At 28.5% G+C, this 22,975-nt stretch carries 22 protein-coding genes and 1 riboswitch; all 22 genes read right to left on the bottom strand.

Features of this window, described 5'->3' with window-relative positions:
- Positions 1-14: 14 nt before the first annotated feature.
- Complete coding sequence (locus S100390_RS00200; protein ID WP_070406301.1) at positions 15-1,439, bottom strand: polypeptide chain release factor methylase; 1,425 nt, start codon at positions 1,437-1,439, stop codon at positions 15-17.
- A 34-nt stretch (positions 1,440-1,473) separates the two neighbouring features.
- Entirely contained in the window at positions 1,474-2,331 is an 858-nt protein-coding gene (gene prmC / locus S100390_RS00195; protein ID WP_070406300.1) for a peptide chain release factor N(5)-glutamine methyltransferase, read from the bottom strand.
- A complete protein-coding gene (gene prfA / locus S100390_RS00190; protein WP_070406299.1) occupies positions 2,331-3,407 on the bottom strand; it encodes a peptide chain release factor 1 in 1,077 nt (358 codons plus the stop codon). The genes prmC and prfA overlap by 1 nt, the downstream gene beginning before the upstream one ends.
- Positions 3,408-3,518: 111 nt before the next feature.
- Positions 3,519-3,827, bottom strand: coding sequence for a hypothetical protein (locus tag S100390_RS00185; protein WP_070406298.1), 309 nt, complete (start codon positions 3,825-3,827; stop codon positions 3,519-3,521).
- A 17-nt stretch (positions 3,828-3,844) separates the two neighbouring features.
- Complete coding sequence (locus S100390_RS00180; protein WP_070406297.1) at positions 3,845-4,429, bottom strand: thymidine kinase; 585 nt, start codon at positions 4,427-4,429, stop codon at positions 3,845-3,847.
- Entirely contained in the window at positions 4,429-5,394 is a 966-nt protein-coding gene (locus S100390_RS00175; protein ID WP_070406296.1) for a DHH family phosphoesterase, read from the bottom strand. Before S100390_RS00175 ends, S100390_RS00180 begins: the two co-directional genes overlap by 1 nt.
- Before the next feature lie 16 nt (positions 5,395-5,410).
- Positions 5,411-7,336, bottom strand: coding sequence for a hypothetical protein (locus tag S100390_RS00170; protein ID WP_070406295.1), 1,926 nt, complete (start codon positions 7,334-7,336; stop codon positions 5,411-5,413).
- A gap of 108 nt (positions 7,337-7,444) precedes the next feature.
- Entirely contained in the window at positions 7,445-8,344 is a 900-nt protein-coding gene (locus S100390_RS00165; protein ID WP_070406294.1) for a hypothetical protein, read from the bottom strand.
- A 51-nt stretch (positions 8,345-8,395) separates the two neighbouring features.
- On the bottom strand, positions 8,396-8,863 hold the full coding sequence (locus S100390_RS00160; RefSeq protein ID WP_070406293.1) for a hypothetical protein: 468 nt from the start codon (positions 8,861-8,863) through the stop codon (positions 8,396-8,398).
- A 79-nt stretch (positions 8,864-8,942) separates the two neighbouring features.
- Positions 8,943-9,111: riboswitch (cobalamin riboswitch) on the bottom strand.
- A 99-nt stretch (positions 9,112-9,210) separates the two neighbouring features.
- Positions 9,211-9,516 carry a 50S ribosomal protein L31 gene (gene rpmE, locus S100390_RS05510; RefSeq protein WP_070406292.1) on the bottom strand — a complete coding sequence of 102 codons (306 nt, stop codon included), beginning with the start codon at positions 9,514-9,516 and terminating at the stop codon, positions 9,211-9,213.
- Positions 9,517-9,600: 84 nt separating this feature from the next.
- Positions 9,601-10,245: a nitroreductase family protein gene (locus S100390_RS00150; protein ID WP_070406291.1), complete on the bottom strand. Its 645-nt coding sequence runs from the start codon at positions 10,243-10,245 to the stop codon at positions 9,601-9,603.
- Between the two features lie 21 nt (positions 10,246-10,266).
- Positions 10,267-11,610 carry an FAD-dependent oxidoreductase gene (locus tag S100390_RS00145; RefSeq protein WP_070406290.1) on the bottom strand — a complete coding sequence of 448 codons (1,344 nt, stop codon included), beginning with the start codon at positions 11,608-11,610 and terminating at the stop codon, positions 10,267-10,269.
- Positions 11,611-11,684: 74 nt separating this feature from the next.
- Positions 11,685-13,232 carry a dicarboxylate/amino acid:cation symporter gene (locus tag S100390_RS00140; RefSeq protein WP_070406289.1) on the bottom strand — a complete coding sequence of 516 codons (1,548 nt, stop codon included), beginning with the start codon at positions 13,230-13,232 and terminating at the stop codon, positions 11,685-11,687.
- A 107-nt stretch (positions 13,233-13,339) separates the two neighbouring features.
- Positions 13,340-15,193, bottom strand: a complete 1,854-nt coding sequence (locus S100390_RS00135) for an ABC transporter (protein WP_070406288.1) — start codon at positions 15,191-15,193, stop codon at positions 13,340-13,342.
- A gap of 21 nt (positions 15,194-15,214) precedes the next feature.
- Positions 15,215-17,248, bottom strand: a complete 2,034-nt coding sequence (locus tag S100390_RS00130; protein WP_070406287.1) for an ABC transporter permease — start codon at positions 17,246-17,248, stop codon at positions 15,215-15,217.
- Between the two features lie 88 nt (positions 17,249-17,336).
- Complete coding sequence (gene rpsR / locus S100390_RS00125; RefSeq protein WP_370281048.1) at positions 17,337-17,564, bottom strand: 30S ribosomal protein S18; 228 nt, start codon at positions 17,562-17,564, stop codon at positions 17,337-17,339.
- A 15-nt stretch (positions 17,565-17,579) separates the two neighbouring features.
- Complete coding sequence (locus S100390_RS00120; RefSeq protein ID WP_070406285.1) at positions 17,580-18,029, bottom strand: single-stranded DNA-binding protein; 450 nt, start codon at positions 18,027-18,029, stop codon at positions 17,580-17,582.
- A gap of 20 nt (positions 18,030-18,049) precedes the next feature.
- Positions 18,050-18,499, bottom strand: a complete 450-nt coding sequence (gene rpsF, locus S100390_RS00115) for a 30S ribosomal protein S6 (RefSeq protein WP_070406284.1) — start codon at positions 18,497-18,499, stop codon at positions 18,050-18,052.
- Positions 18,500-18,612: 113 nt separating this feature from the next.
- A complete protein-coding gene (locus S100390_RS00110) occupies positions 18,613-19,299 on the bottom strand; it encodes an IspD/TarI family cytidylyltransferase (RefSeq protein WP_070406283.1) in 687 nt (228 codons plus the stop codon).
- Entirely contained in the window at positions 19,300-20,304 is a 1,005-nt protein-coding gene (locus S100390_RS00105; protein WP_070406282.1) for an asparagine synthetase AsnA, read from the bottom strand.
- An 8-nt stretch (positions 20,305-20,312) separates the two neighbouring features.
- A complete protein-coding gene (gene lysS, locus S100390_RS00100) occupies positions 20,313-21,815 on the bottom strand; it encodes a lysine--tRNA ligase (RefSeq protein ID WP_070406281.1) in 1,503 nt (500 codons plus the stop codon).
- A 16-nt stretch (positions 21,816-21,831) separates the two neighbouring features.
- Complete coding sequence (gene dusB, locus S100390_RS00095; protein ID WP_070406280.1) at positions 21,832-22,821, bottom strand: tRNA dihydrouridine synthase DusB; 990 nt, start codon at positions 22,819-22,821, stop codon at positions 21,832-21,834.
- Between the last annotated feature and the right edge of the window lie 154 nt (positions 22,822-22,975).

The raw sequence follows: 22,975 nt of genomic DNA, 5'->3' as shown, positions 1-22,975 counted from the left end.
TCTAGCCTCCCATCTTATAAGTTTTTAGAATTCACTTTAATTTGTTCCTCCCGATTATTATTACTTTTAATTTTTGAAATATGTGAAATCGCAATAATTGATAACACACTAATAAAAGAAGATAATAAAATACCACTTGCAATTAATTCACTTCCTTGCAGTCAAAAATAATCTAGTTTAGTAGTTCCAAAAAGTGGTTTCATAACTGTCTCTTTAAAATGTTGATCTTGACTATTTCAATAGTCAACTGCTTGTGTCATTTGATACTGTGAAATTAAAAACATTACCAAGGACGCTCCAGTTACAATTAAAAAACTAATATAAAAACTAATAAATCCTTTTTTGGTTAAATTTGGTTTTTTAATCATTACAAAACTAAATGCAAATAACATTGAAATAATTAAAGATGAGAAAATAATTGGGGCAATATTAATGAAAAATGGCGATCCTGGCATTTTACTTGTCATATGAAAGTAATCAAGATTTGGCTGATCTAAAATACTATTTGTCCCAGGAATAATAACATTAATCGTTAATTCTGGATATAAATAAGAATACAAAATAAATCGATTTGCATCTGTAAAACTGCTACCTACAATGATTGTATAAATTAATTGTGGAATAAAAGCCATACTAGAAAAGAAAATAACTCATAATGAAATGTTAAATTCATTTGGAATTAAAAATAGACTAATAATTTTTTTAGCAACACTCTGATTAAACGTATCTTTTAAGACAACTAATTCTTCCTTTTTTCCTAGGTTAACATTAGTATTTAATAATCACTCCAATTTAAAACCAACTTTTAACATAATAAAAATAACAAAAATCATTTGTAAACCTGTAATTCATCAAATTACATTAATTCCAATTCATGTTAACGGATAAGGGTTTTTCGTTCCAGGACCTGTTGCTAAGTTAATTAACGCTGCAATAATCGCATCGCGATTAGGAGTCCCTGGTTTAATCATATTATTAATGTTTTCAATGTAATCTGGTCCAGAATATCCCCCTTTTAAGGAACGACATCATTCGGTAAATAAATCATAGTAATACTCGGCAAATGAAAACAATAAACACGTAATAAAGATAAAAGAAGTAATAGTAATTGTTCCAATTAATAACATACGATTATTAAAATTAATTGTTCGTTTTTGATAATAAATATAGAAAACGGTACTAATAATTGCACACGCTAAAGTTGCTAAAGCAATATAGGGCAAACCAAAAATTAAAAATCGGTTTGGTAAATCAGATGTCGTAAAAGTTTCTAACACATCTTTTGGTGTTGCTTCAGTAAATACAAAGAAATTATTTAAGATACTATCCCTGTGCGAAACAACAATAAAAACAAAATATGGCATCATAATAAATAAAACTACTAAAAATGCAATACTAGTAATGCGGATTCTTTTAATATTTTTAATCTTATCATCCATACTTTCACCTCACACCTGAGCTCCTCTTATTTTACTACAAAATATTAACAAATAACATTCGTCATTTTTTATTTATATCTTTTCTAAAATAATATCTTTGGTTTGGAAAATATTCTTTAACTAACTTTTCTAATGCCTTTTTTTGATCATATCCATGTTCAAAACATAAAAAACCATTTTTGTTAACAATTTTTTGTCAATTCTGAAAAATTTGACGATAAAAATATAAGCCATCATTATCACCGAATAAAGCAACATGCGGTTCATAATTTTTAACACGATGACTAATTTGTTGGTTTTTTGGTATATAAGGTGGGTTACATACTAAAATATCAGCTTTAATCTTATTCTTAAGAAAAGGTTCTAACATATCGCCTTTTAATAATTGAACATTACGACAATTTAATTGCTTAATATTTCTTTTTGCAACATCCAAAGCTAACGGCGAAATATCACTAGCATAAATTGTTAAATTTGGATTTTCTAGTCCCAAACTAATTGCGATTGCCCCGCTACCAGTTCCAACATCAATTAAAGTTAATGGTTTTTTGCCTTCAAGAAAAATATCATCAATTAAAACATTAATATTATCCACCAATTCTTCTGTCTCATACCGAGGAATAAGAACATTGTCGTCAACATAAAAATCATAACCATAAAAACTCTGTAAGTTAGTAATATGTTGAATTGGTTTTCCATTTTGATATTCAACTAATTTTTGCCAATAATCATCAACCTTAAAATTAATTTTTTCATTTTGAACAGCATACAATTTGGCTAAGGATATTTTCATAAAAAATGCTATTAAAGTTTTAACATCAGCAAGATAATTAACAATATTAGATTCTTTCAGATAATCTTCTGATTTTTCAATTAATTCGTTAACTGTCATTAGTTACCTTCCATTTTCAGTCTTTGTTCTTCATTAATTAAAGCTGTAATAATTTCGTCAAGATTACCTTCCATGATTTGATCTAATTTTTGCAAAGTTAAATTAATGCGATGATCCGTAACCCGATTTTGTGGATAATTATATGTACGAATCTTTTCACTGCGATCACCAGTTCCTACTGCATCTTTCCGCAATGTTCCTCGTTCTTCATTAATTTTGCGTTGTTGTTCTTCATATAATTTACTACGTAAATGCTGCATTGCTAATGCTTTATTATCGTGTTGACTACGACCATCTTGTGATGTAACTACAACACCGGTTGGCAAATGTGTAATTCGTACCGCTGAATCAGTTGTATTGACATGTTGCCCTCCGGCACCAGAAGCACGATATGTATCGATTTTTAAATCCACTGTTTTAATTTCAAAATCCACTTCTTCAATTTCAGGCAAAACAGCAACCGTTGCTGTTGAAGTATGAACCCGTCCTTTACTTTCTGTTTTTGGAATTCGTTGTACCCGATGCGCACCCGATTCAAATTTCATTTTTGAATAAACACGATCACCTTTAACAATAAATGAAATTGTTGAAAACCCACCTGCTTCTGATTCATTTTCCTCAATTACTTCAATTTTTCACTTTTGCTGTTCAGCATATTTTAGATACATTCGATATAAATCACCGGCAAAAATATTTCCCTCATCACCACCAGCAGCACCTCGAATTTCAAAAATAACATTTTTTTCATCATTAGGGTCTTTTGGCAATAACATCACTTTTAACTGTGCCGTAATTTGTTCTTTTCTAATTTCTGAAGCCTTTATTTCATCTTTAGCTAAATCAATTAGTTCTTCATCCTTTTCATTTTCTAAAATTGCTTTTGCCTCATTAATATTATTTAAAACATTTTTATAATTTAAATACAAAGCAACAGTATCTTCTAATTGTGATTGTTCTTTTGCCAAACTAGTTAATTTTTTTACATCATTAACTATTTCTGGCTTTGTTAATTCTTCATTAATTAAATTCGATCGTTTTAACATTGCCTCTAATCGTTCAACTGTTTTTTGATTCATTTTACCACCTCTACCTATTCAAACACCTAACAATTATTATAATATATTTTAAATCATAATGTCCGATTTAATCTATTATATAAAAATAAATCATAATAATTAATGATTTATTTACTGGTTCGCAATAATTTCTTGAAATTTTGGCAATTTTCTTAATTGGTCAAGTAAAGTTAAACGATATTCACAACTTTCAAAAGTTTTTTTAACGGGATGTTTACTAATAATCTTCTGACTAATTTTAAAAACATTTCCATTAACAACAACATTATCGTTTTCCTTAACCACTAAATCTTCCATAATTGTAATTTTAGAATTAACTGGTAAATTTTCAACAAAATATGCTTTAAGTTTAATAACTGTTTTTGGTCTACTATTTGTAATAAAATATGCTTCTGCATTTAATCCTGCTTTTGTTAACATTTTTTCTCCTCCCCAAGTTAATATGTTACTTCGTGGCAATGACGACAACGTGCCTCATATTTATCTTTTTCACCGATTAAAACAATGGGGTCGTGATAATTAGCTGGTTTACCATTGATTAAACGTTGAGTACGATTTGCTAAATTCCCACATTTAACACAAATTGCATGTAATTTTTTAACCTCTTCTGCTCGGGTCATTAATTGTTCAACATTTAGAAATGATTCTCCACGAAAATCTTTATCTAAACCATTAACAATGACAATAATTCCTTTATCTGCTAACGAATCTGCAACTTTAACAATATTGTTATCAAAAAATTGAATCTCATCAATTCCAATCACATTTGTTGCTGAATCAACTTGCGCTAATAATGCTGCTGAATCTTTCACTGGGATTGCTTCAACTGAATTTTGGCTATGACTAACAACTTTATTCTCACTATAACGATTATCAATTTCAGGCTTAAAAACTTGAATTTTAAATTTAGCATAACTTAATCGTACTAAACGGCGAATAAACTCTTCTGTTTTTCCCGCAAACATACAACCAGTAATTACTTCAATCCACCCCATCTGTGCCTTATTATTTAAAAAATACATTATTGACCTCCCACATATTTAACATTATTTTTAATTAAAAGACTTAAATCAGTTAGAACTTTCTCAGTATCTTTTCACTGATAAATCTTAGCCCCACTTGCCAATTGATGACCTCCACCATGGTATTTTTCAGCAACGCCATTAACAATATAAGTATTGCTTCGAATACTAATATTAATATAACCTTCTACTTTATTTTCAATTAAGAACATTCAAATTTTAAATTCCTTAACATTAGCCATAATATTAACTCACGGTTTAACAGTTTCATAATCCATTTGATGTTCTTTTAACATTTCATCTGTTATTTTAACATAACTAATTTGATCATCATAAATCATTACTTGTGATAATAAATAATTTTTAAAACAAACATTTGCTCATTGTTCTTCATATAAATTTTGATAAATATTTTGTAAATCAAATCCTTTTGCAACTAATTGACCTGCTAACATAAAGGTTTCACCACAAGTTTTATTATACATGAAGCGATTAGAATCAGTTACAATCCCCGTAAAGATTAATCTTGCCGCTGCTGCTGAAACTTCTAATTTTGATGTTAAAACAAACTCAGCAATCATTTCACTAGCTGCAATTTTCTTTTCATCAACTCATTGTAAATCTCCATATGGTGTTACATTTGGATGATGATCAATTTTAATAATTTCCTTTCCTTCCTGCCAATATTTGCTATCAATCCGTTCAACATTAGCCGTATCTGTCACAATTACTAAAGCCCCACGATAATCTTCTTGTTTAACAAAATCAGGTGTTGCTAAAAAAGCCAAATACTTATTTGATTCACCATCAACCAAAACTTTTTTAGAAGGAAAATTATCCTTAATAAATTGTGCTAACCCAAACGCCGAACCATATGCATCACCATCTGGTGAAATATGACGTAAGCAAATAATAGTATTATAATCTTTAATTTTTTGTAAAATTGCTTTTTTTAAATCTTGCATTTAAAATTTCCTCACTTTAAATATTAACAACTAAATTATTGTTAATTTTATCATAAATTAATAAGGCGTGCTTATCAAAATATATTGTAGTCATTTTTTTCAAATTTAATTCTTTTTCAGGAACTAAGACTTTAAAAACTACTTCACTATTAGTTTCAAAAAAACAAACAATTGACTTAACAATTTTTTTAATTGTTTTAACTTGTCCTTTATACATTAAATATAAATCCTTATTAAATAATTTTGTTTTTTCAAAAGAAATTAAATTTGGGTTAATAGCCAATGAATAGTCCTTTTGATCAACTAATTTAATCTCTTTTGGTAACTTAATCTTAATTTTTTCATTTACAAGCATATTATCTTTTTCAAAATATTGCACTGAAAAAATATTTTCAGAGCTGTTGTACATTGTTTGATATAAGTGCATTGTTTCAGGAAAAAACTCAGCCTGTTCTTTTGACATTAATTTATAATTATTGTTTTCATCAAAGAACAATAATTTAGTAACATAGTTTTTAATATTTTCAATATTTCTTGTTAAAACTAAAAACGTTATTTGTGGATTATAATTTTTTAGAGTCAATAAAATTTCATTTAATTCAATAGCTTCATTATGTGTTAAATTATCAAAAGTATTGTGTAAAATAATCAATTCCTTATTAGTTAAAATTGCGTTAATTAATCTAATTTTTGTATGATCAAAACTACTTAAATTTTTAGTAATTTTAAATCAATTCATTTTAATATTTAAATTACTCATTAATTCTTTTACTTGTTCAAACGCCTGATTATAAACTGTTACAATTTTTTCGTTTGCTGCAGCAATCGCAAGAGAATTATCCTCTTCACGTTGGATTAATTTATTATTCAATAATGCTAAATGATACTTATGAAAATATTCTAAAACTTTTCCTTTAATAATTGTTGCTTCATCTGGCAACAAATTAGAAATTAGTTGCTCTTGTTTTTGATTATAATTAAACCATTGGTCTTCTGCTAATTTTAATCAAGTAACAACATTAACAGAATTACTTTTATGCAAAATCCCTTTAATAATATTTTTTCGTTCACTATCACGCATAACGGTGTTAAGAACATTAAGGCGATATTTTTTTAAAGCTTTCCTTGCTTTAATTAACTTATATCGTTCATAAAGAATTTCAGTTTGTAAAATTTTTAAATACTTTTCGCATACAAGTTTTGCCCCAGTAAATCCAAATTTTTTATTTTTAATTTTTCTTTTTTTGGCAATTTCATAACAATCACATAAGTAATCTAATTCTGAAATATAATAAATCTTATCTCATAAGGCTTGCAAAAACGCAAGAAAACCTTCGTAAACACGAATCTCTTCTTTTTTATAAGTATACGTATGTAAACTTTGAATTAAAATTGAATCCTTATCATCTTCAAAAATTTTGGCAATTTCCTTTTTATGAAATTCACTAATTTGTGTTAAATAGGTTTCGATTCATTCTTCCTTAATTCGAATTGAATTATGAAAATACTCATTAATAATTTTATCTGTTTTTAATATTAAGTCTTTTTTATTTAAATCATTACCTATAAAAACTAAATTTTTATAACGGTATTTATTTTTGATGTATTTTAAAGAACTATCATGTAAAAATTTTGGTGTTTTTAAAATATGATAAGCTAATCGTAACTTAGTTGGTAAAAACCCTAATCGTAGTGTTCCTGGTGAAACATAACCAATTTTTCGCTCTTTTGGAAGTAAAGCGGTAATGTTTCGACTATTTAAATAAATTTTCCCACTGCGAGGTTTTTTCTTTCCTAGTAGAAGTTTTAAAAAATATAACTGTGAAAATTTATTTTCAAAATAAGTTCCTAAAACTTCTTGACTGTTAACCTCAAAACTTAAATCAGTAAAAATATTTTTTTTATAGCGTTTATATTTTAAATTACTAATTTTTAATCCCATTTAAACACCACTCTTCTAATTATTTTTATTATACCCAAATAAAAATAATAAAAAAACACTTATTATTAAGTTAATGATTTTATTAACCTCCGTAGTGTTTTACGTAACTTACATAATTTTATATCTAATTTCCATCCCCAAATTTAATCGTGGATGATAATTTAGTCCTTCAATATTTAACGTAAAATTAAATGTTGTATTAATTTTTACTAAACTATTAGAAGGCTCATCTAAACTCTTAATTTGATTACCTTTTGGTGGAATAATTTTTTTAAGATTAAGTTTTTTGTCAAGCCCTGAATTTTTACTAATAAAAGTATTAATGAAAGTAGTTGCTTCTTCTTGCAAATACTTTGTATTTGCAACATTATCTAAATCATTAAAATCTAATTTGCTTTTATCAATTTTAATCTCATTTTGCCCAATATATTCATTATATTTTTTAAAAATAAATTTATTTAACTCATCAGCTTCATTTGGAATAATTGGAATTTTAAAAGTTATTTTTTGTTCAACATTCATATCAGTAAAACGCATTTTCCAAACTCCACTCTCTAATCATTTTTCTGCTACTTTTAAACACTTTACAGCCAAAGTAACATTAACCATTTGATTTTCATCAAGTGTCAATTCTTGATCACTAAGAATGGTAAAAGTTGCCGCAAATTGATATTCTAAATAAAATCGAAAATCCTTAATAGTTGCAACATCCTTTGCAAATCCTAATGGGGCAATTTTACGTTGTGGCAAATTTAAAAAAAGGGTACTCAATTGATCACTTGTGGGTTTAAAAAAGTATTTTTGAGTTCCCTCTTGTTTACTAATACCAAAAGAGGGATAAATATCACCTTGTATAATTGTAAAATAATTTGGTAAGGTTGGTAAATCTTCTTCATTTTTATCTTCGTTGCTTGTATTATTTTGATTTAAATTTTGACAACTAATTAAACTTGTTGTTGATGTTAAGCTCAACGATAAAACTAATAAATTAGTTAATATTTTTTTCATAATTATTGAAAACCCCTTTCTTAAAAAGGATAAATAGGATTATTATTTAAATTAAATCTTAGTTAAAACAAAATCAAATAATTGATCTTGTTCTCAAACATCACGAAAAATTAGACCATCAATTCCAACTGAACAATAATTTGCTGGATTAGTATTAAACTTACAAAATGGATGTGTGCTTGAGTAAATCGCTCAATAATTCTTATTAAAATCTGTTGTTCTATTGTCAACTCTAATTAATAAACGTCCAAATGATGTTTCGTTAAGTCCAAAAAAATCCGAATCTGATGCTAACATATCACCTAAACTTACTAATGAATTATAAAAAGTAACTGTATCAACAACTGCTCCACTTTCATTTTTTACTGTGATTTTAACACTATTAACATGGTACCCATCAGTATTCTTTTGTAATAATTTCTCACCACTTAACGAAGTTGCTTGTTGCATCGTAACATTTGCTATAGTTGTTGTACTCACTGTTAAACTTGTTAATACAGTCAAAATATTTTTAACCATTTTCTTTTCTCCTTTTGTTTTTATGCTTATATTTTTATTTTATTTCCAAAATAAATTAATCCTATTTACCTAGTAGGACTCTTATTAAATTTATAAGGACGGTCTACTGGCTTTACTTCATCCTACTAGTTAATCCTTCCCAAATATGTTATTCAGTGGTTTATTTAACATTCGTCAGTTTTACAGTTGCTAGGACAGCTTAAGACTTGCACTTAATTCCCTTTAATCCTTTATAAACTTTTAAAGTAGTCTATTTTCATTATAACGAAAAAAATAAAATGACCTAGAATTATTCTTAAAAAAAAAAAAAAAAACTTTTATCTTATTAAGATAAAAGTTTTCCCCCATTATTCTGCTTTTTGATTATCAGATTTTGGTTTTGCTGTTTTTTTATTAAGTTCTTTTTGTACTTTTGATGCTTCTTCTGTTTGCTTCGCTAATTTTTCTTTTTTATTAAATTTAGATTTAAAGCGTTCAACACGTCCTGCGGCATTAGCAAATTGCTGATTACCTGTATAGAAGGGATGGCATGAAGAACAAGTATCAACTTTTAATTCTTCCCCCTTAGTAGAACCACTCATCCGCTCTGTTCCACAAGTTGTACACATAATTTTAGTATCAAAATATTTTGGATGGATTCCTTCTCTTGCCATATAATTCACCTCTCTTTTAATAATATGGATGCATATTATTTGCACGTAAATAATGATAACACATATTGTCAATAAAAACAAAAATTATTTAATAATCTTTACAAATTCATTAAAATCAATCCTTACTCGTGGTAAACTTGTCTTTTCATCTGTTTCATCATAATATCCTAAAGCTAAAACTAACACCGAATGTAATTTAGTTTGATCAAAAAAACAATGTTGTGATAATAAATCGTTACATTTTTTAACATTAAAGCCTCCCATAATTGTTGACCCAATTTTTAAGTCCGCAGCTTGCAGAGTAATAAAACTAGTTACAATGTGGGCTTGTTCTGACACAAAGGCAAACAAATTTTCTTTTTGCGTTAAAAAAGTTTGATATTTATCAATTGTTATTTTTAACACATCAGGTTGAATAATATTTCGTTCCAATCGTTTTGTTAAAAATTCCGTTGAAACTAAATGTTCTGGATTAACCCCAGCAACAATCATAATACAGTTAGCATCTTGAACTTTTTCCTGATTTGAGCCACTCATGACCTCTTCTGCAAACTTAGTTTTTAATTCTTTGTTAGTAATGGTCACAACATTAGTAACTTCTAAACCTAATGAACACGGTGCCAAACGTCCTGCTTCAATAATTGTTGATAAATCATTATTGTTAATAGTTTTACTACTATCATATTTTTTAATTGTTTTTCGTCAATTAATAGCATTTTTTACTGTCATTTAATACCTTTTTCTCCTTTTTTAGTTTTCATTAATCTTCGCTAAAACAACATTTAATACATCAACACTTTTTGCAAATGGTGGCGAATATGGTAAATCCAAATATTCAATTTCATTAATTTTAGTTTTTGTTCAAATTAATGGAATTAAAGCATTGATTCTTAAACTAGCTTTATTATAACCAAAGATTTGCGCTCCCACAATAATTTTTGCTTTTTGATCATAAATAACCTTAACTGTAACTAGTTTAGCATCAGCAACATAATGGGTATGATCAGTTCCCGTAATTACGACTTCTTTAACAGTAAAACCATTTGCAATTGCTTGTTCCTTTGTATATCCTGTCCGCGCAATTTCACTATCGAAAACTTGGATAATAGCAGTTCCAATTGCTCCTGGAAAATGGTCTTTTTTTCCTGCTAAAATATTACCTAAAACCTTCCCATTTTTTGCAGCAACAGTTGCCAACGAAATATATTGTAACTTATTATCAATTACATTTTTTGTCATAACACAATCACCAACAGCATAAACATCTTTAATATTAGTTTCAAACTGGTCATTAACTAAAATTGCACCAAATTCATTCATTTTTAAATCTGTTTCTTTCAAAAAAGCAGTACTTGGTGTAACTCCGATCCCAACTAAAACTAAGTCTGTTGCAATCTCTTCTTCAGATGCTAATCTAACTTTTTTTACTTTATTGTTTTCAATAATAAATTCCGCTACTTTAGCATTTGTCTTAATTTTAATTCCCTTATTTTCTAAATCCGCTACTAATAATTGTGCGATATCTTCATCAATTAATTTTCGTGAAACTCATTTATCAGCTTCAATTAACGTAATATTTTTCCCAGCCAAACAAAAACTTTCACAAAATTCTAGCCCAATAAAACCACCACCAATAATAGTAACATTCTTAATTTTTGTTAAACTATCACGAAGCGCTACTGCTGCTTCTAAAGTTGTTCCTGTAAAAACATTTGATGCTTCTTCACCCATTAAATTTAATTTGCGTGGTGTTGCTCCGACACTAATAATTAACTTGTCATAAGTATCAATAAATTCTTCATTTGTTTCAAGATTGATTCCATAAACTGTTTTTGTTTTAAAATCAACTTTTGTTACTTCACATGAAGTTTTTACAAAAATTCTATTATTCTCAAATTGTTCAACAGTTCGTGCAATCATCCTTTCTGGGTTATCAAAATGTTTCCCCACATAATAAGGAATCCCACAACTACCCAGCGATGGATATTTTAATTTTTGATAAGCAATAATTTCAACATTATCTTTTAAAGTTCGTTTTAACTTACTAGCTGCTGTCATTCCGGCGGTTGACCCACCAATTATAATTACCTTCATCTTTTTCCCTTCTTTCTGTCTTATTAATAATATTATAACCTTTCCCCTTTAAAATAAAAATAAAGGTAGCACCTTTATTCTTGTTTTGACTCTTTTTTTCTGTTTCGTTTTCGCCGTAAACGTGATCATTTAAACAGAATTAACTCTTCGTTTTCTAAACAATTTGTTAACCGGGCGGCAATTGTTGTTGCTTGTAATCCTCCCGCAACATTTACTGCTGTTCGACCCATATCAAATAAACCATCTAATGCCCCAATAATTGCATAAACAGGAACATATAAAGTCCCTAAGCCAAGCCCCCCCAGCACTCCAGCTGTGACAACACTAGCTGTTCCTGGAACACCAGCAATTCCTAATGATGCAACAACAACAACAATTAAAGCAATAAAGAAATTAGCAACTGTTAAGTCAAATAATCCTGCTGTTACAATAAATGAAACAATAATCCCTGCTTGTACCCCTGCACAAGCAGTTAAGCCCATTGTCGTTGTTAATGGTGCGGAAATCCCAACTAAATTTTCTTTCACTTTTATCTCATCTTTTAAAACTTCCATTGTTAAAGGCAACGTCGCATTTGAAGACTGTGTTGTAAATCCTTGAATTACTGGCTTAATAGCATATTTTCATCATTTAAATGGATTAATTCCTGATAATGTTAATAACAATGAATGTCAAACTAAAGCAACCGCTAAACATAAGTAACCAACCCCAATTACAATTCCAATTTGAGCTAAATATCCAATTGGACGTGAAACAATAGCATAGGTAATCATTGACATTACAGCATAAGGCATTAACTTAATAATAAACATTAAACATGACATGATAACTGTTCATCAACGGTCAAATCCATCACGAATTTTTTGCATATCTTCAGGGTGTCTTTTTGATGATTTTTTAACCGCAAGACCAATTAATCCGGCAACAACCATTACTGGAATAATTGCTCCCAAAAAGAATGGCGAAACAAAGTTTGAAGGTACATAATCTCAAATAATTTCTGGCAATGGTTTAGACGCCGCTTTATCGTAACTACCACTTCCTGAAATTGTAAAACCATTCCCAATATTAAAAGCAATTCCAATAAATAATGTAATAATAAACATTGCTGCAACATTCAATAATAAAATCGCAATTGTAATAATTGTTCCTTTTTTTGACGCTGCATCTTTTCCTGGTTTTGATACTGCTCGTGCAATTGCTAGGAAAACAACTGGGACAGTCATTAGTAAAATCGCATTTAAGAAGATCATTCTAAACAAGTTAACTCAAATTGAAAATTCATGAACTCATAGGACATAAATATCATTTGGAATTGTCTTCTTAGGATCAGTTGGACTTGGATCTGGAATCGTTGGATTAATCATTGAACCTGATGGATCAGCTGTATTATATGGGAAACCATTAATTGCTTGAACAATAATCCCAAAAACTAAACCAAGAGCTAACCCTAATAAAACACGAAAAATAAAACGCATTTTTGTTTTCTTAATTCAAAATCATAGTAAAAGCATAATCCCAAAGAAAAGAAAAATACTAACAAATGATTGCCAAGTTGAAATTGACAAAAAGTCATGTAAAGGGTTACTATTATCTGTACTATATAATAAATTTAAATACATTTGACTTTCTCTCTTTCATAAAATAAATTAGTATTTAAATAATACCATAAAATAGCTGGTGATTCATTTAAAAAAGAAGGCAAAAAATATTAAGATTACCTGTACAATTATTTATGTTGCTTTTTTAACTGCTTTTTTGTTTGTTTCGCTAATAATTGGACTGCTACTTCTGCTTTTATTAGAATTTGTTCTTCTACTGTTAAATAGTTTAAGGTACTAATACTTTTTTCATAATCCTTAATATTATCAATGTTATTCATTGCCTGATAAATTGTTTTTACTCTAATTGTTCCATATTTCATTTTTAAGAAACGATAGTAGGTTCCTACTAATCCAATTATAACAAAAGCAATAACCCAAATGAATAGAATCCCCATATTTTTGACAATTTCAGTTTGATATTCACCAATACCAATACTTGTTGGCGAAGATAAGCCATATATTATCGTGCCAATATTATGCAAACCATAGCGGAATGGTGATATATATGATAAAACATCAAAAAATTTATTTTGCATAAATGATGGAAATGTTCCTCATCCAGCTGATAAATTAATAATTAGATAAATAACAGCAATAAAACGGCCGATCATTTCGTCTGGAATTGCTAACCAAATAGAACAAATAATAACATTGAAAAGTGAACCTAAAAAGAGCATTCATAGCCACAGCAAAGCATAAGTTGGACCAATTTGTCCAAAACCTAAAATTAATAATGAAAGCATCATAATTGTAACTTGAATTCAGGATGTAGATAACATTAAAAGTAATTTACTAAAATAATGTTGATAAGATAATGTGTTTTTGGTTCTTCCTTTACGGTCATAAACAAATGTTTGTGTTAAAGCTCCGACTCAAACACCAATTAACATAAACAATTCTCCCAATCCAATTCCATATTTATTATACTGATAACCCTGAACATTATATGGGATATCAATAATGCTCCCAACATCTTTTAAGTGTTTCCCCAATTCATTACTATTAGTAAAATATTGGTCCTTACTAACAACATTTTCTGAGCCAAAAATAAATTGTACTAATTGTCCTTTTACTAGACCAAATACTTTTAACAACGAAGTAATAATCTTCCCTTGGGCTGAAGTTAATTTACCTTGATTAACTAAATTATTTGTTTCATTAATTAAATTACTTGTCTTAATACTTTTAACATAATCATCATAAGTAGTGCGGTTTACTGTTCCATCAGGATTAGACAAAATGGTATAAAGCATTGGCAGAATCAGTTGGGGGACAGCTTCACGAACAAAACTTTCTCGTAAATTGGTAAAAGTTGTTGCAAAATAACCAATTAAAAAGTTTTGTTTATAAGTAGCTCACAAGTTAATTGGATTATTGCTCATTCAAGTAATATCGGTTAAAAATTGATTATGGTCAAATGATGAATTAGCAATGTTTTTTAAAATATTAATTAGATGAACAGAATAATTTTCAGGAATTCGTAATTGGACTCAATATTTGTCAGTTGGTTCAAAATTAGTGGTTTTATTTTTTAAATAATTTAATTTTAATGTAATAGTGCTAACATCTATCTTAACATTATTATGTTCTTTATCATAATAGTTTGGACCAGTAACAACATTATCACTAACACTTGTAAAACGTGCAATTTCGTTTGGTTTAACTGCAGCGTTGCAACTTGCTTCATCGGTTACATTAACATAATGAATATCAGTTCCATTTGCAATTGATTGATCAGTAGCGTTTTTAGGTTTATAAATCACACATAAGTTTGCATCATGATTAACAATTGCCATTGGAATTTGGTCTGTTTTAAGAAATGGATTTCAAAAAGCTCAAACACAAAAGAAACCATACAAAAATGGCACAATACAGATTGCAATGAATTTTGTAATTCGTTTCTTATTTTTAACTGTTTGTTCTTGTCATTCTTTTTTAAAAATTTCTTTAAAAGTTGGCAAATTATTTTTGTTATCCATAACTTTTCTCCTCAACAATAATTATATTATGCTATCGCGGTCTTCCTCTTCTGTTTCAATTGAATAACCTTTTGCTTTAATTTTTTTAATTTTATATAAATATTTTGGATTTCTTGTAAGATCAAATTTTATTTCCATCCGCTTTATCTTTTGACTCTTTTGTTCTTCAAATGTTTGATATTGACTTATTAGAACTTGTTCTTTTACTATTTCAACTTCTTGATTACTTAAATTATTCAAAGTACGAGCAACATTTTTATTAATATTGATATTGTTTTCCATTAATACTTTTTTTAATGCTCTCAAGTTAAAAGTTCCATATTTTTCTTTTTGTCGTCATAAATAAGTTAAACTTAAACTAATTACTAATAAAATTGGAATTCAAATTAATAATATTCCCATATTTTGTAAAATTTCAGTTTGATATTGAATTAATGAACCTTCTCCTGTTCCAATTCCATAAATAATATTGCCCATTCCATGGATTGCATACTTGAACGGGGTTAAGAATGAAACAACATTGAAGAAACCAGCTTGCATAAATGATGGGAATGTTCCTCAACCTGCCGTTAAATTTAAAATTAAGTAAATAACAATTAAATATTTTCCAACATCACCATCAGCAGGAGCAAACCAAATTGCATGCTCAATAATAGTAAAAATAAGGCTGCATAATAATAATCAAACATACAATAAACCAAAACTAGCTCCTATCTTGCTATATCCTAATATTGCTAACGAAATAGCTAAAATTGTTGTTTGAATTGTTGTTGTAATTAACATTAATAATAATTTTGAAAAATAATGTTGATATCATTTTGCCCGTTTTGTACGGCAAGTACGGTCAAAAATAAATGTTTGCATTAAAACACCAACCCACATCGCAATGGCAATAAAAAATTCTCCTAAACCAATTCCGTATTCACCATATTGATAACCTTGAATGTGCACAGGAATTTGGAAAAGCGATGAATTTAAATTTGTTCAATCTCGAATTACGCGCTGTGCTTTCTCACTATATTCAGGTCAAGTAACATGGGCATCTAAATTAGGAAAAATCTCACGAACAAACTCATCAAGAAATTGTTTTCCAGTTGTTTCCACTAATTCTAAAACTTTCTTAGCAATATCATAATATTGTGGATGATTATCTTGCACATAATTTAAAATTGCTTTTCCAATTGCTGTATTTGGACCAATAATTAATAAAATATTTTCTAAATAATTACTAAAATCACGACCAGTTAAATAGTGAACATTGGCTGTTTCATCTCATTTTGCAAAAGCCCAAAACATTGAAGTTCCTAAAACTTCTGGTAAAGCCGAATGCACCAGAGCTGTCTTAATTTGAGTAAAAGTATATAAAACTTGTCCCGCTAAAAAGTTTTGTTTATATGTTGATCAAAACTGTGGCATATTACTAATCAAATATTCTAAACTCTTAATAACTTCGGTTGGACTATGATTACCAACTGCACGCATTAGTTTAAAGATATTTTCTGTAAACCCAGGACTAACTTGTAATTGGGCCCAATATTTGTCTGCTGGTTTAAAACTAGTTTCACGATCATGTAAATAGTTTAATTTAATTGTCATTCCATTTTGTTTTAATTCTAATGCTTTTGAATTAACATTATAAAATTCATTATTAGTCACTGATAAATTAACCATACTATCAAAACGATATTGTAATTTATAAATATTTTTATCAATCTTTGAATTATTGTCAAACCATTCTTGGCTTTTTTCTTGACACTCTGCGGCATTATCGACATGCAAATATTCAACAAATGGCGATGTTAATAAATTATTTTCATCAGTACCAGTTTTTTTAACGGCATAAGCAACACAAGGAGGATTGTCATTATCAACAATTGCCATTGGAATACTCCCAATTTTAGCTAATGGATTCCAAAAAGCTCATGCACAAATAAAACCATATAAAAATGGTACAAAACAAATTAAGATGTACTTAATTATTTGTAACCGACTCTTCCCCATTTTCTCTTTTGCTTCTGTTTTAAAAACATTACTAAACTTTGGATTCTCTATCATAATGTCATCCCTTAACTTTTTTTACTGTGCCTTACATCATATTAATTCTACACTAAAAAAGAAAAAATACTTATTTTTGTAAGTATTTTTAATCAATAACAAATGGTAATAATGCCATTTGACGTGCTCTCTTAATTGCTATCGCTAACATTCTTTGATTTTTAGCTGTTGTTCCAGTAACTCTTTTTGGCAAAATTTGTCCATTACCAGAAATAAATTTTTTTAATAATTCAATATCTTTGTAATCAATATATGTTATCTTATTTTTTGTAAAATAACATTGTTTTTTAAAACGTTTAAATTTTGGATTCATTATTTGTTTCCTTTCCTTTTAATCTCATAAAATTGCATCATCACCATCAAAACTAATACTATCATTGTTATTATTATCTTGTGATTCTGTTTGATTGAAAGAAGTCATATTATTAAAATCATTAGGATTTGGAGCTGGGGTTCCCATATTAGCAGCAGTTCCTGTTCCTCGTGAATCTAAAAACGAAACAGTTTCTGCAACTACTTGCATAATTGTTGTCATTTGTCCATTAACATTATCTGACCTTGTTTGTAAACGACCATCTAAAGCAATTAATGAACCTTTTTTTAAATAACGGGCCATATTTTCTGCTGTCTTATTTCAAGCGAAACATGAAATAAATGATGCTTGATCATTAAAATTATTATTTACTGCTAAGGTAAAAGCTACAAAAGGCTTATTATTAACAGAATTTTTTAATTCTAAATCACGTGTTATTCTTCCTACTAATGAAACTCGATTTAACATAACTCTTTCACCCTCCTCAATTATTCTTTTGCTTCAACTGGTTTTGTTGCTTTAGGTTCTTCACCTTCAACGCGTTGTTCATTACGTCTGTAATAATCTGGTCTTTTATTTCCTGGTTTGCGTTCACGATCTGGTTTATCATTCTTAACTTCTGTTTTTGCATAAACAGTTGATTGAATATATCCTTTTTCTTTTTCAGTATTAATTACTAAAATTCGTAATACATCTTGCTCAATGTGACTGATACGAACAAACTCATCAATATTTTCTGATGTCGTATTAACAATTAATACACCATAATATCCTTTTGTTTTCTTTTTAATCGGATATTCTAGAGTTCTAATTCCTCATTTACCGTGTTCTTCAATTCCTCCACCATTAGCTTCTAAAATTTTATGTAGACGACCTTCTAATTCGTTTAAATTATTTGCTTCTGGGTTTAAGATATACATAACTTCGTACTTGCGCACTTTATTTTCCTCCTCTTGGTCTAGGTCCTATTCGGACAAGGAGCTAATAATCATCATTAAAGCATTATTAACTCGTTGTCAATTATACCTTATATTATCTATAATTGTAAGGTTTATTTACCTAAATTTAATAATTTTAAATCATCTAAATAAGTTATTTTAATATTTTGCTTTTCTCCTAGTATTGTATGAATCTCCGTTTTTTCAGCAAATAATTCAACTAAATAACTATCATCATAAATTATTTTCTTATTTTTAGTATGAAAATATTCATCATAAACATTATATAATAATGTTGTTTTAAAAACTTGTGGTGTTTGAATTGTAAAATACTCGTCTCGGTTAATTGTTTTTTCAACAAGACAATTATTAACTTTTTTAAGCGTTTCTGTTATTGGCAACATTGGAACTAAAGCTTCATAATTTGCTTTGGAAAAAGTTTGATTTAATTTATTAATAAAATCTAAACTAACAAAACAACGAACACCATCATGAATCATCACCATTTCATTTTTAATTTTATGATTAATTAAACAATGATAAATTGTATCAACCCGTTCTAAACCACCTATCACAAAGTGAAGTTTTTGAGATTGATAATTTTTCTTTAATAAAAAGTTTAAGATTTCATCATTAACACCTACAATAATTTCCGTACAAAAAGGATCGCTTAAAAATAATGCTAATGTTTTTTCAATAACTGTATTAGTATCATTAATTTTATATAATAGTTTATTATTTGTTTGTTTAAACCGCGATGAATTCCCTGCCGCTACAATAATTGCCGTATAATTTTTCATCTATAAAATATCAATTCCATTTTTTTCAGCATATTCTAAAAAATCATCACTTCAAACTGAAGCAATTACTTCTCCAATATGTTGTTTTTCTAATAAAAACAAATCTAACTGTGATTTATAAAGACCAAATGATAATGTCACTGGTAGTTCATCTGTTGCTACTTTTGCATCATATTCTGTTTTTAACTTAGTTGTCTCTTTTGTTACAGCTAGTTGTTCTTTTAAAACATCACGATTAACACTAGCAGCACAATAACCAATACAGATTGCTTTTTCTAAAACAAAATCATAAACAAAAATTTTTGCATATAATTCTCAATTAAAAACATCTTGTGATTCACTAATCCCAATTGTATTGTTCGTAATAACTTTTTTTAATCCATATAAAATTGTCGCCCCATGTTCTCGTGTATAACGGTTTAAACGTTCCTGATGACTTAATAACCGCATTGCTTTTTGCAATTCAGTATGGCTTGTTCAATTTAATTTCTTTCCAAATTTTTTGTTTAATTGCGGAAATTTTAATAATAAAATATCTTCAACTTCACTAATAATATTAACTGCTTTATCAATTGTTTCTTGGATTTTTAATAACGTTATCTTTTTCTCATCTAATAATAAGTCAAACCCAATTTCACTAAAAGTTACGGCCTGACTATTTGATTGTTTAATATCACGTCTAAGCACCATTGCTGTTGTTAAAATTCCTTCATTTTCATTTAACTCATAACGAACAATTGCACTTCTTCGTCATTTATTGTGTGATTGCAAAATTTCACCAACTAAATTACTTGGTGAAATATCAAAATCAATTGGCCGCTCTGTCATTTGAAAATCATCATTTAATCCTTTTTCTTCGCTACTAATTAAAGGAGCATCAACTTTTAAAAGATTAAATTGAATAATAAAACGACGAACCAATTCACGTTTAGCTAAACTAATTGCTTCTACTGTTTCACGTAATGTTAAAATTGAACTATATCCAATTTGGATATCATATGCCATATAATCACCTATTTTCCTCTTGGACGCATGTGAGGGAATAATAAGACATCCTTAATTGAGTCTTGTCCTGTTAGTAACATAACTAAACGATCAATTCCAATTCCTAAACCACCTGTTGGTGGCATTCCATATTCCAATGCTTCAACAAAATCAATATCTAACTCTTGTGCCTCATCATTACCGTTGTCACGTTCTGCTAACTGACTAACAAAACGGTCATATTGTTCAACCGGATTATTTAATTCTGAATAAGCATTCGCATATTCACGACCTTTAATAAACAATTCAAAACGGTCAGTAAAACGAGGATCCTCTGCATTTGTTTTTGCTAATGGTGAAACTTCAACAGGATGACCATAAATAAATGTTGGTTGTATTAATTTATCTTCAACAAATTCTTCAAAAAATAAATTAATAATATGACCGACTGAAGTATGAAATTTCTCAATTGGAACATTTTTTTCTTTAGCAATTTTTTTTGCTTCTTCAAAAGTCATTCGTTCTCAAAAATCAACTCCAACAATTTCTTTAATTGCATCAACCATATGTCAACGCTTCCAAGGTTGCTTAAATGAAATTGTTACTCCACCATATTCTGTTTCATCTTTATTTAAAATGTTTTTTGCAATATAACAAATTGTATCTTCTGTTAGTTGCATTAGAAAACTCATATCTTGGTATGCAACATAAATTTCAACTGTTGTAAATTCTGGATTATGACGAGTATCCATTCCTTCATTTCTAAATAAACGCCCAATTTCATATACCCCTTCAAAACCACCAACAATTAATCGTTTTAATGGTAATTCAGTTGCTACTCGTAAATAAAAATTCATATCTAATGTATTATGATGCGTTGTAAATGGCTTTGCTGCAGCCCCGCCATGAATTGGTTGAAGAACTGGTGTTTCGACTTCTAAATATCCTTTGTTATTAAAAAAGTCGCGCATTAAAGCAATTATTTTACTTCGTTTAATAAAAATATCTTTTGTTTCAGCTGACATAATCAAATCAACATAACGACGACGATATTTTTCTTCAATATCAGTCATTCCATAGTACTTATCTGGTAATGGACGTAACGCTTTTGATAATAACACAAAGTCTTCTACCCGAACTGTTAATTCACCAGTATTTGTTTTCATCATTATCCCGCTAACACCAATGATATCACCTAAATCAAAGTCAATAAATTCTTGGTACTTTTCATCACCAACTTCATCATTACGAACATAAATTTGAAAAATGCCATTTTGATCTTGTAATGTTGCAAAAGTAGCTTTTCCTGCTTCACGAAATGTCTTAATTCGTCCGGCAATTTTTACTACTGTTTTACCAACAATTGCACTTAATTCTTCCTTCGACAAATTATTAAATTGTTCATTAATCTCTTTACTAGTATGTGTTCGTTCAAACTTTGCAATTATAAAAGGATTATGACCATCTTTAACTAACTTTTCTAATTTATCGCGTCTAATTTGTTCTTGTTCTGTAAAATCACGTTTCTCCATTTTAACTCTCCTTTTATTATTTAACAAAACTACTACTATTATAATAGTCAATATATTCATTAACAAGCGTTTTTAACTCAAATATTGTATTTATTTGTGTTGCACGTGTTTTATAACTTGTTGCCTCTGGTTTTCCTTTAAAATAAAATGCTAAATTTTTTCGCATTTCACTAGCAGCAACACGTTCTCCTTTTAAATTTAACAATAATTCAGCATGACGGAAAATAATTTTTTGTCATTCATCTAATGGCGGTTGTTCAATTTTTTCACCAGTATCAAGAAAATGTTGAATTTGTTTAAATATTCAGGGATTTCCCTGCGCACCGCGAGCTAACATAATCGCATCACACCCCGTTTCGTCTAGCATTCGTCTAGCATCTTCACAACTAAAAACATCGCCATTGCCAATAACTGGAATACTAACATTTTCTTTTACTTTTTTAATTCAACTTCAATCAGCTTTTCCTGAATAAAATTGATTACGGGTACGAGCATGCACTGCAATTGCTTTTGCTCCTGCTTGTTCACAATACTTTGCGATTTCTACACAATTAATATTTTCCTCATCTCAACCAATGCGAATTTTAACTGTTACTGGTTTACTAACGTTTTCAACAACTGCTTTAACAACTTCATAAACACGTTGGGGATGTTTTAATAAAAATGACCCTGCTTGCGATTTAATTGCAATTTTGGGTGCCGGACAGCCCATATTAATATCAATAATATCACAGTCACTATTTTGATCAACATATTTAGCTGCTTCAACAAATGTTTCAACGTCAGTACCAAAAATCTGCATTGAGATTGGGTGTTCTAATTTATTTACTTTAATCATTTGTAAAGTTCGTTCATTTCGTTGCAAAATTGCTTTATCGCTAACCATTTCAGCATAAACTAATCCTGCCCCTAATTCATGACAAATAATCCGAAATGCCTCATTTGTAATCCCTGCCATTGGTGCTAAAAAAACTTGCCCCTTAATTTCAATATTCCCTATTTTCATCTTTTTAATTCCTTCTTTAATTAATAGTCATTAGATAAATCTTAATAAAAAATAACTACAAATTCAATAAATATAGAGTTATTTTTAATATTAATTTAAACAACATTAAAAATAGTTTTAATAATATTGTTATTAAAACTATTTTAATTAGTTC

The sequence above is a fragment of the Spiroplasma sp. NBRC 100390 genome (genome assembly GCF_001886495.1).
GTDB lineage: Bacteria > Bacillota_I > Bacilli_A > Mycoplasmatales > Mycoplasmataceae > Spiroplasma.
The sequence above is the reverse complement of the archived record's forward strand: the minus strand, read 5'-3'. Positions and strand labels throughout refer to the sequence as shown.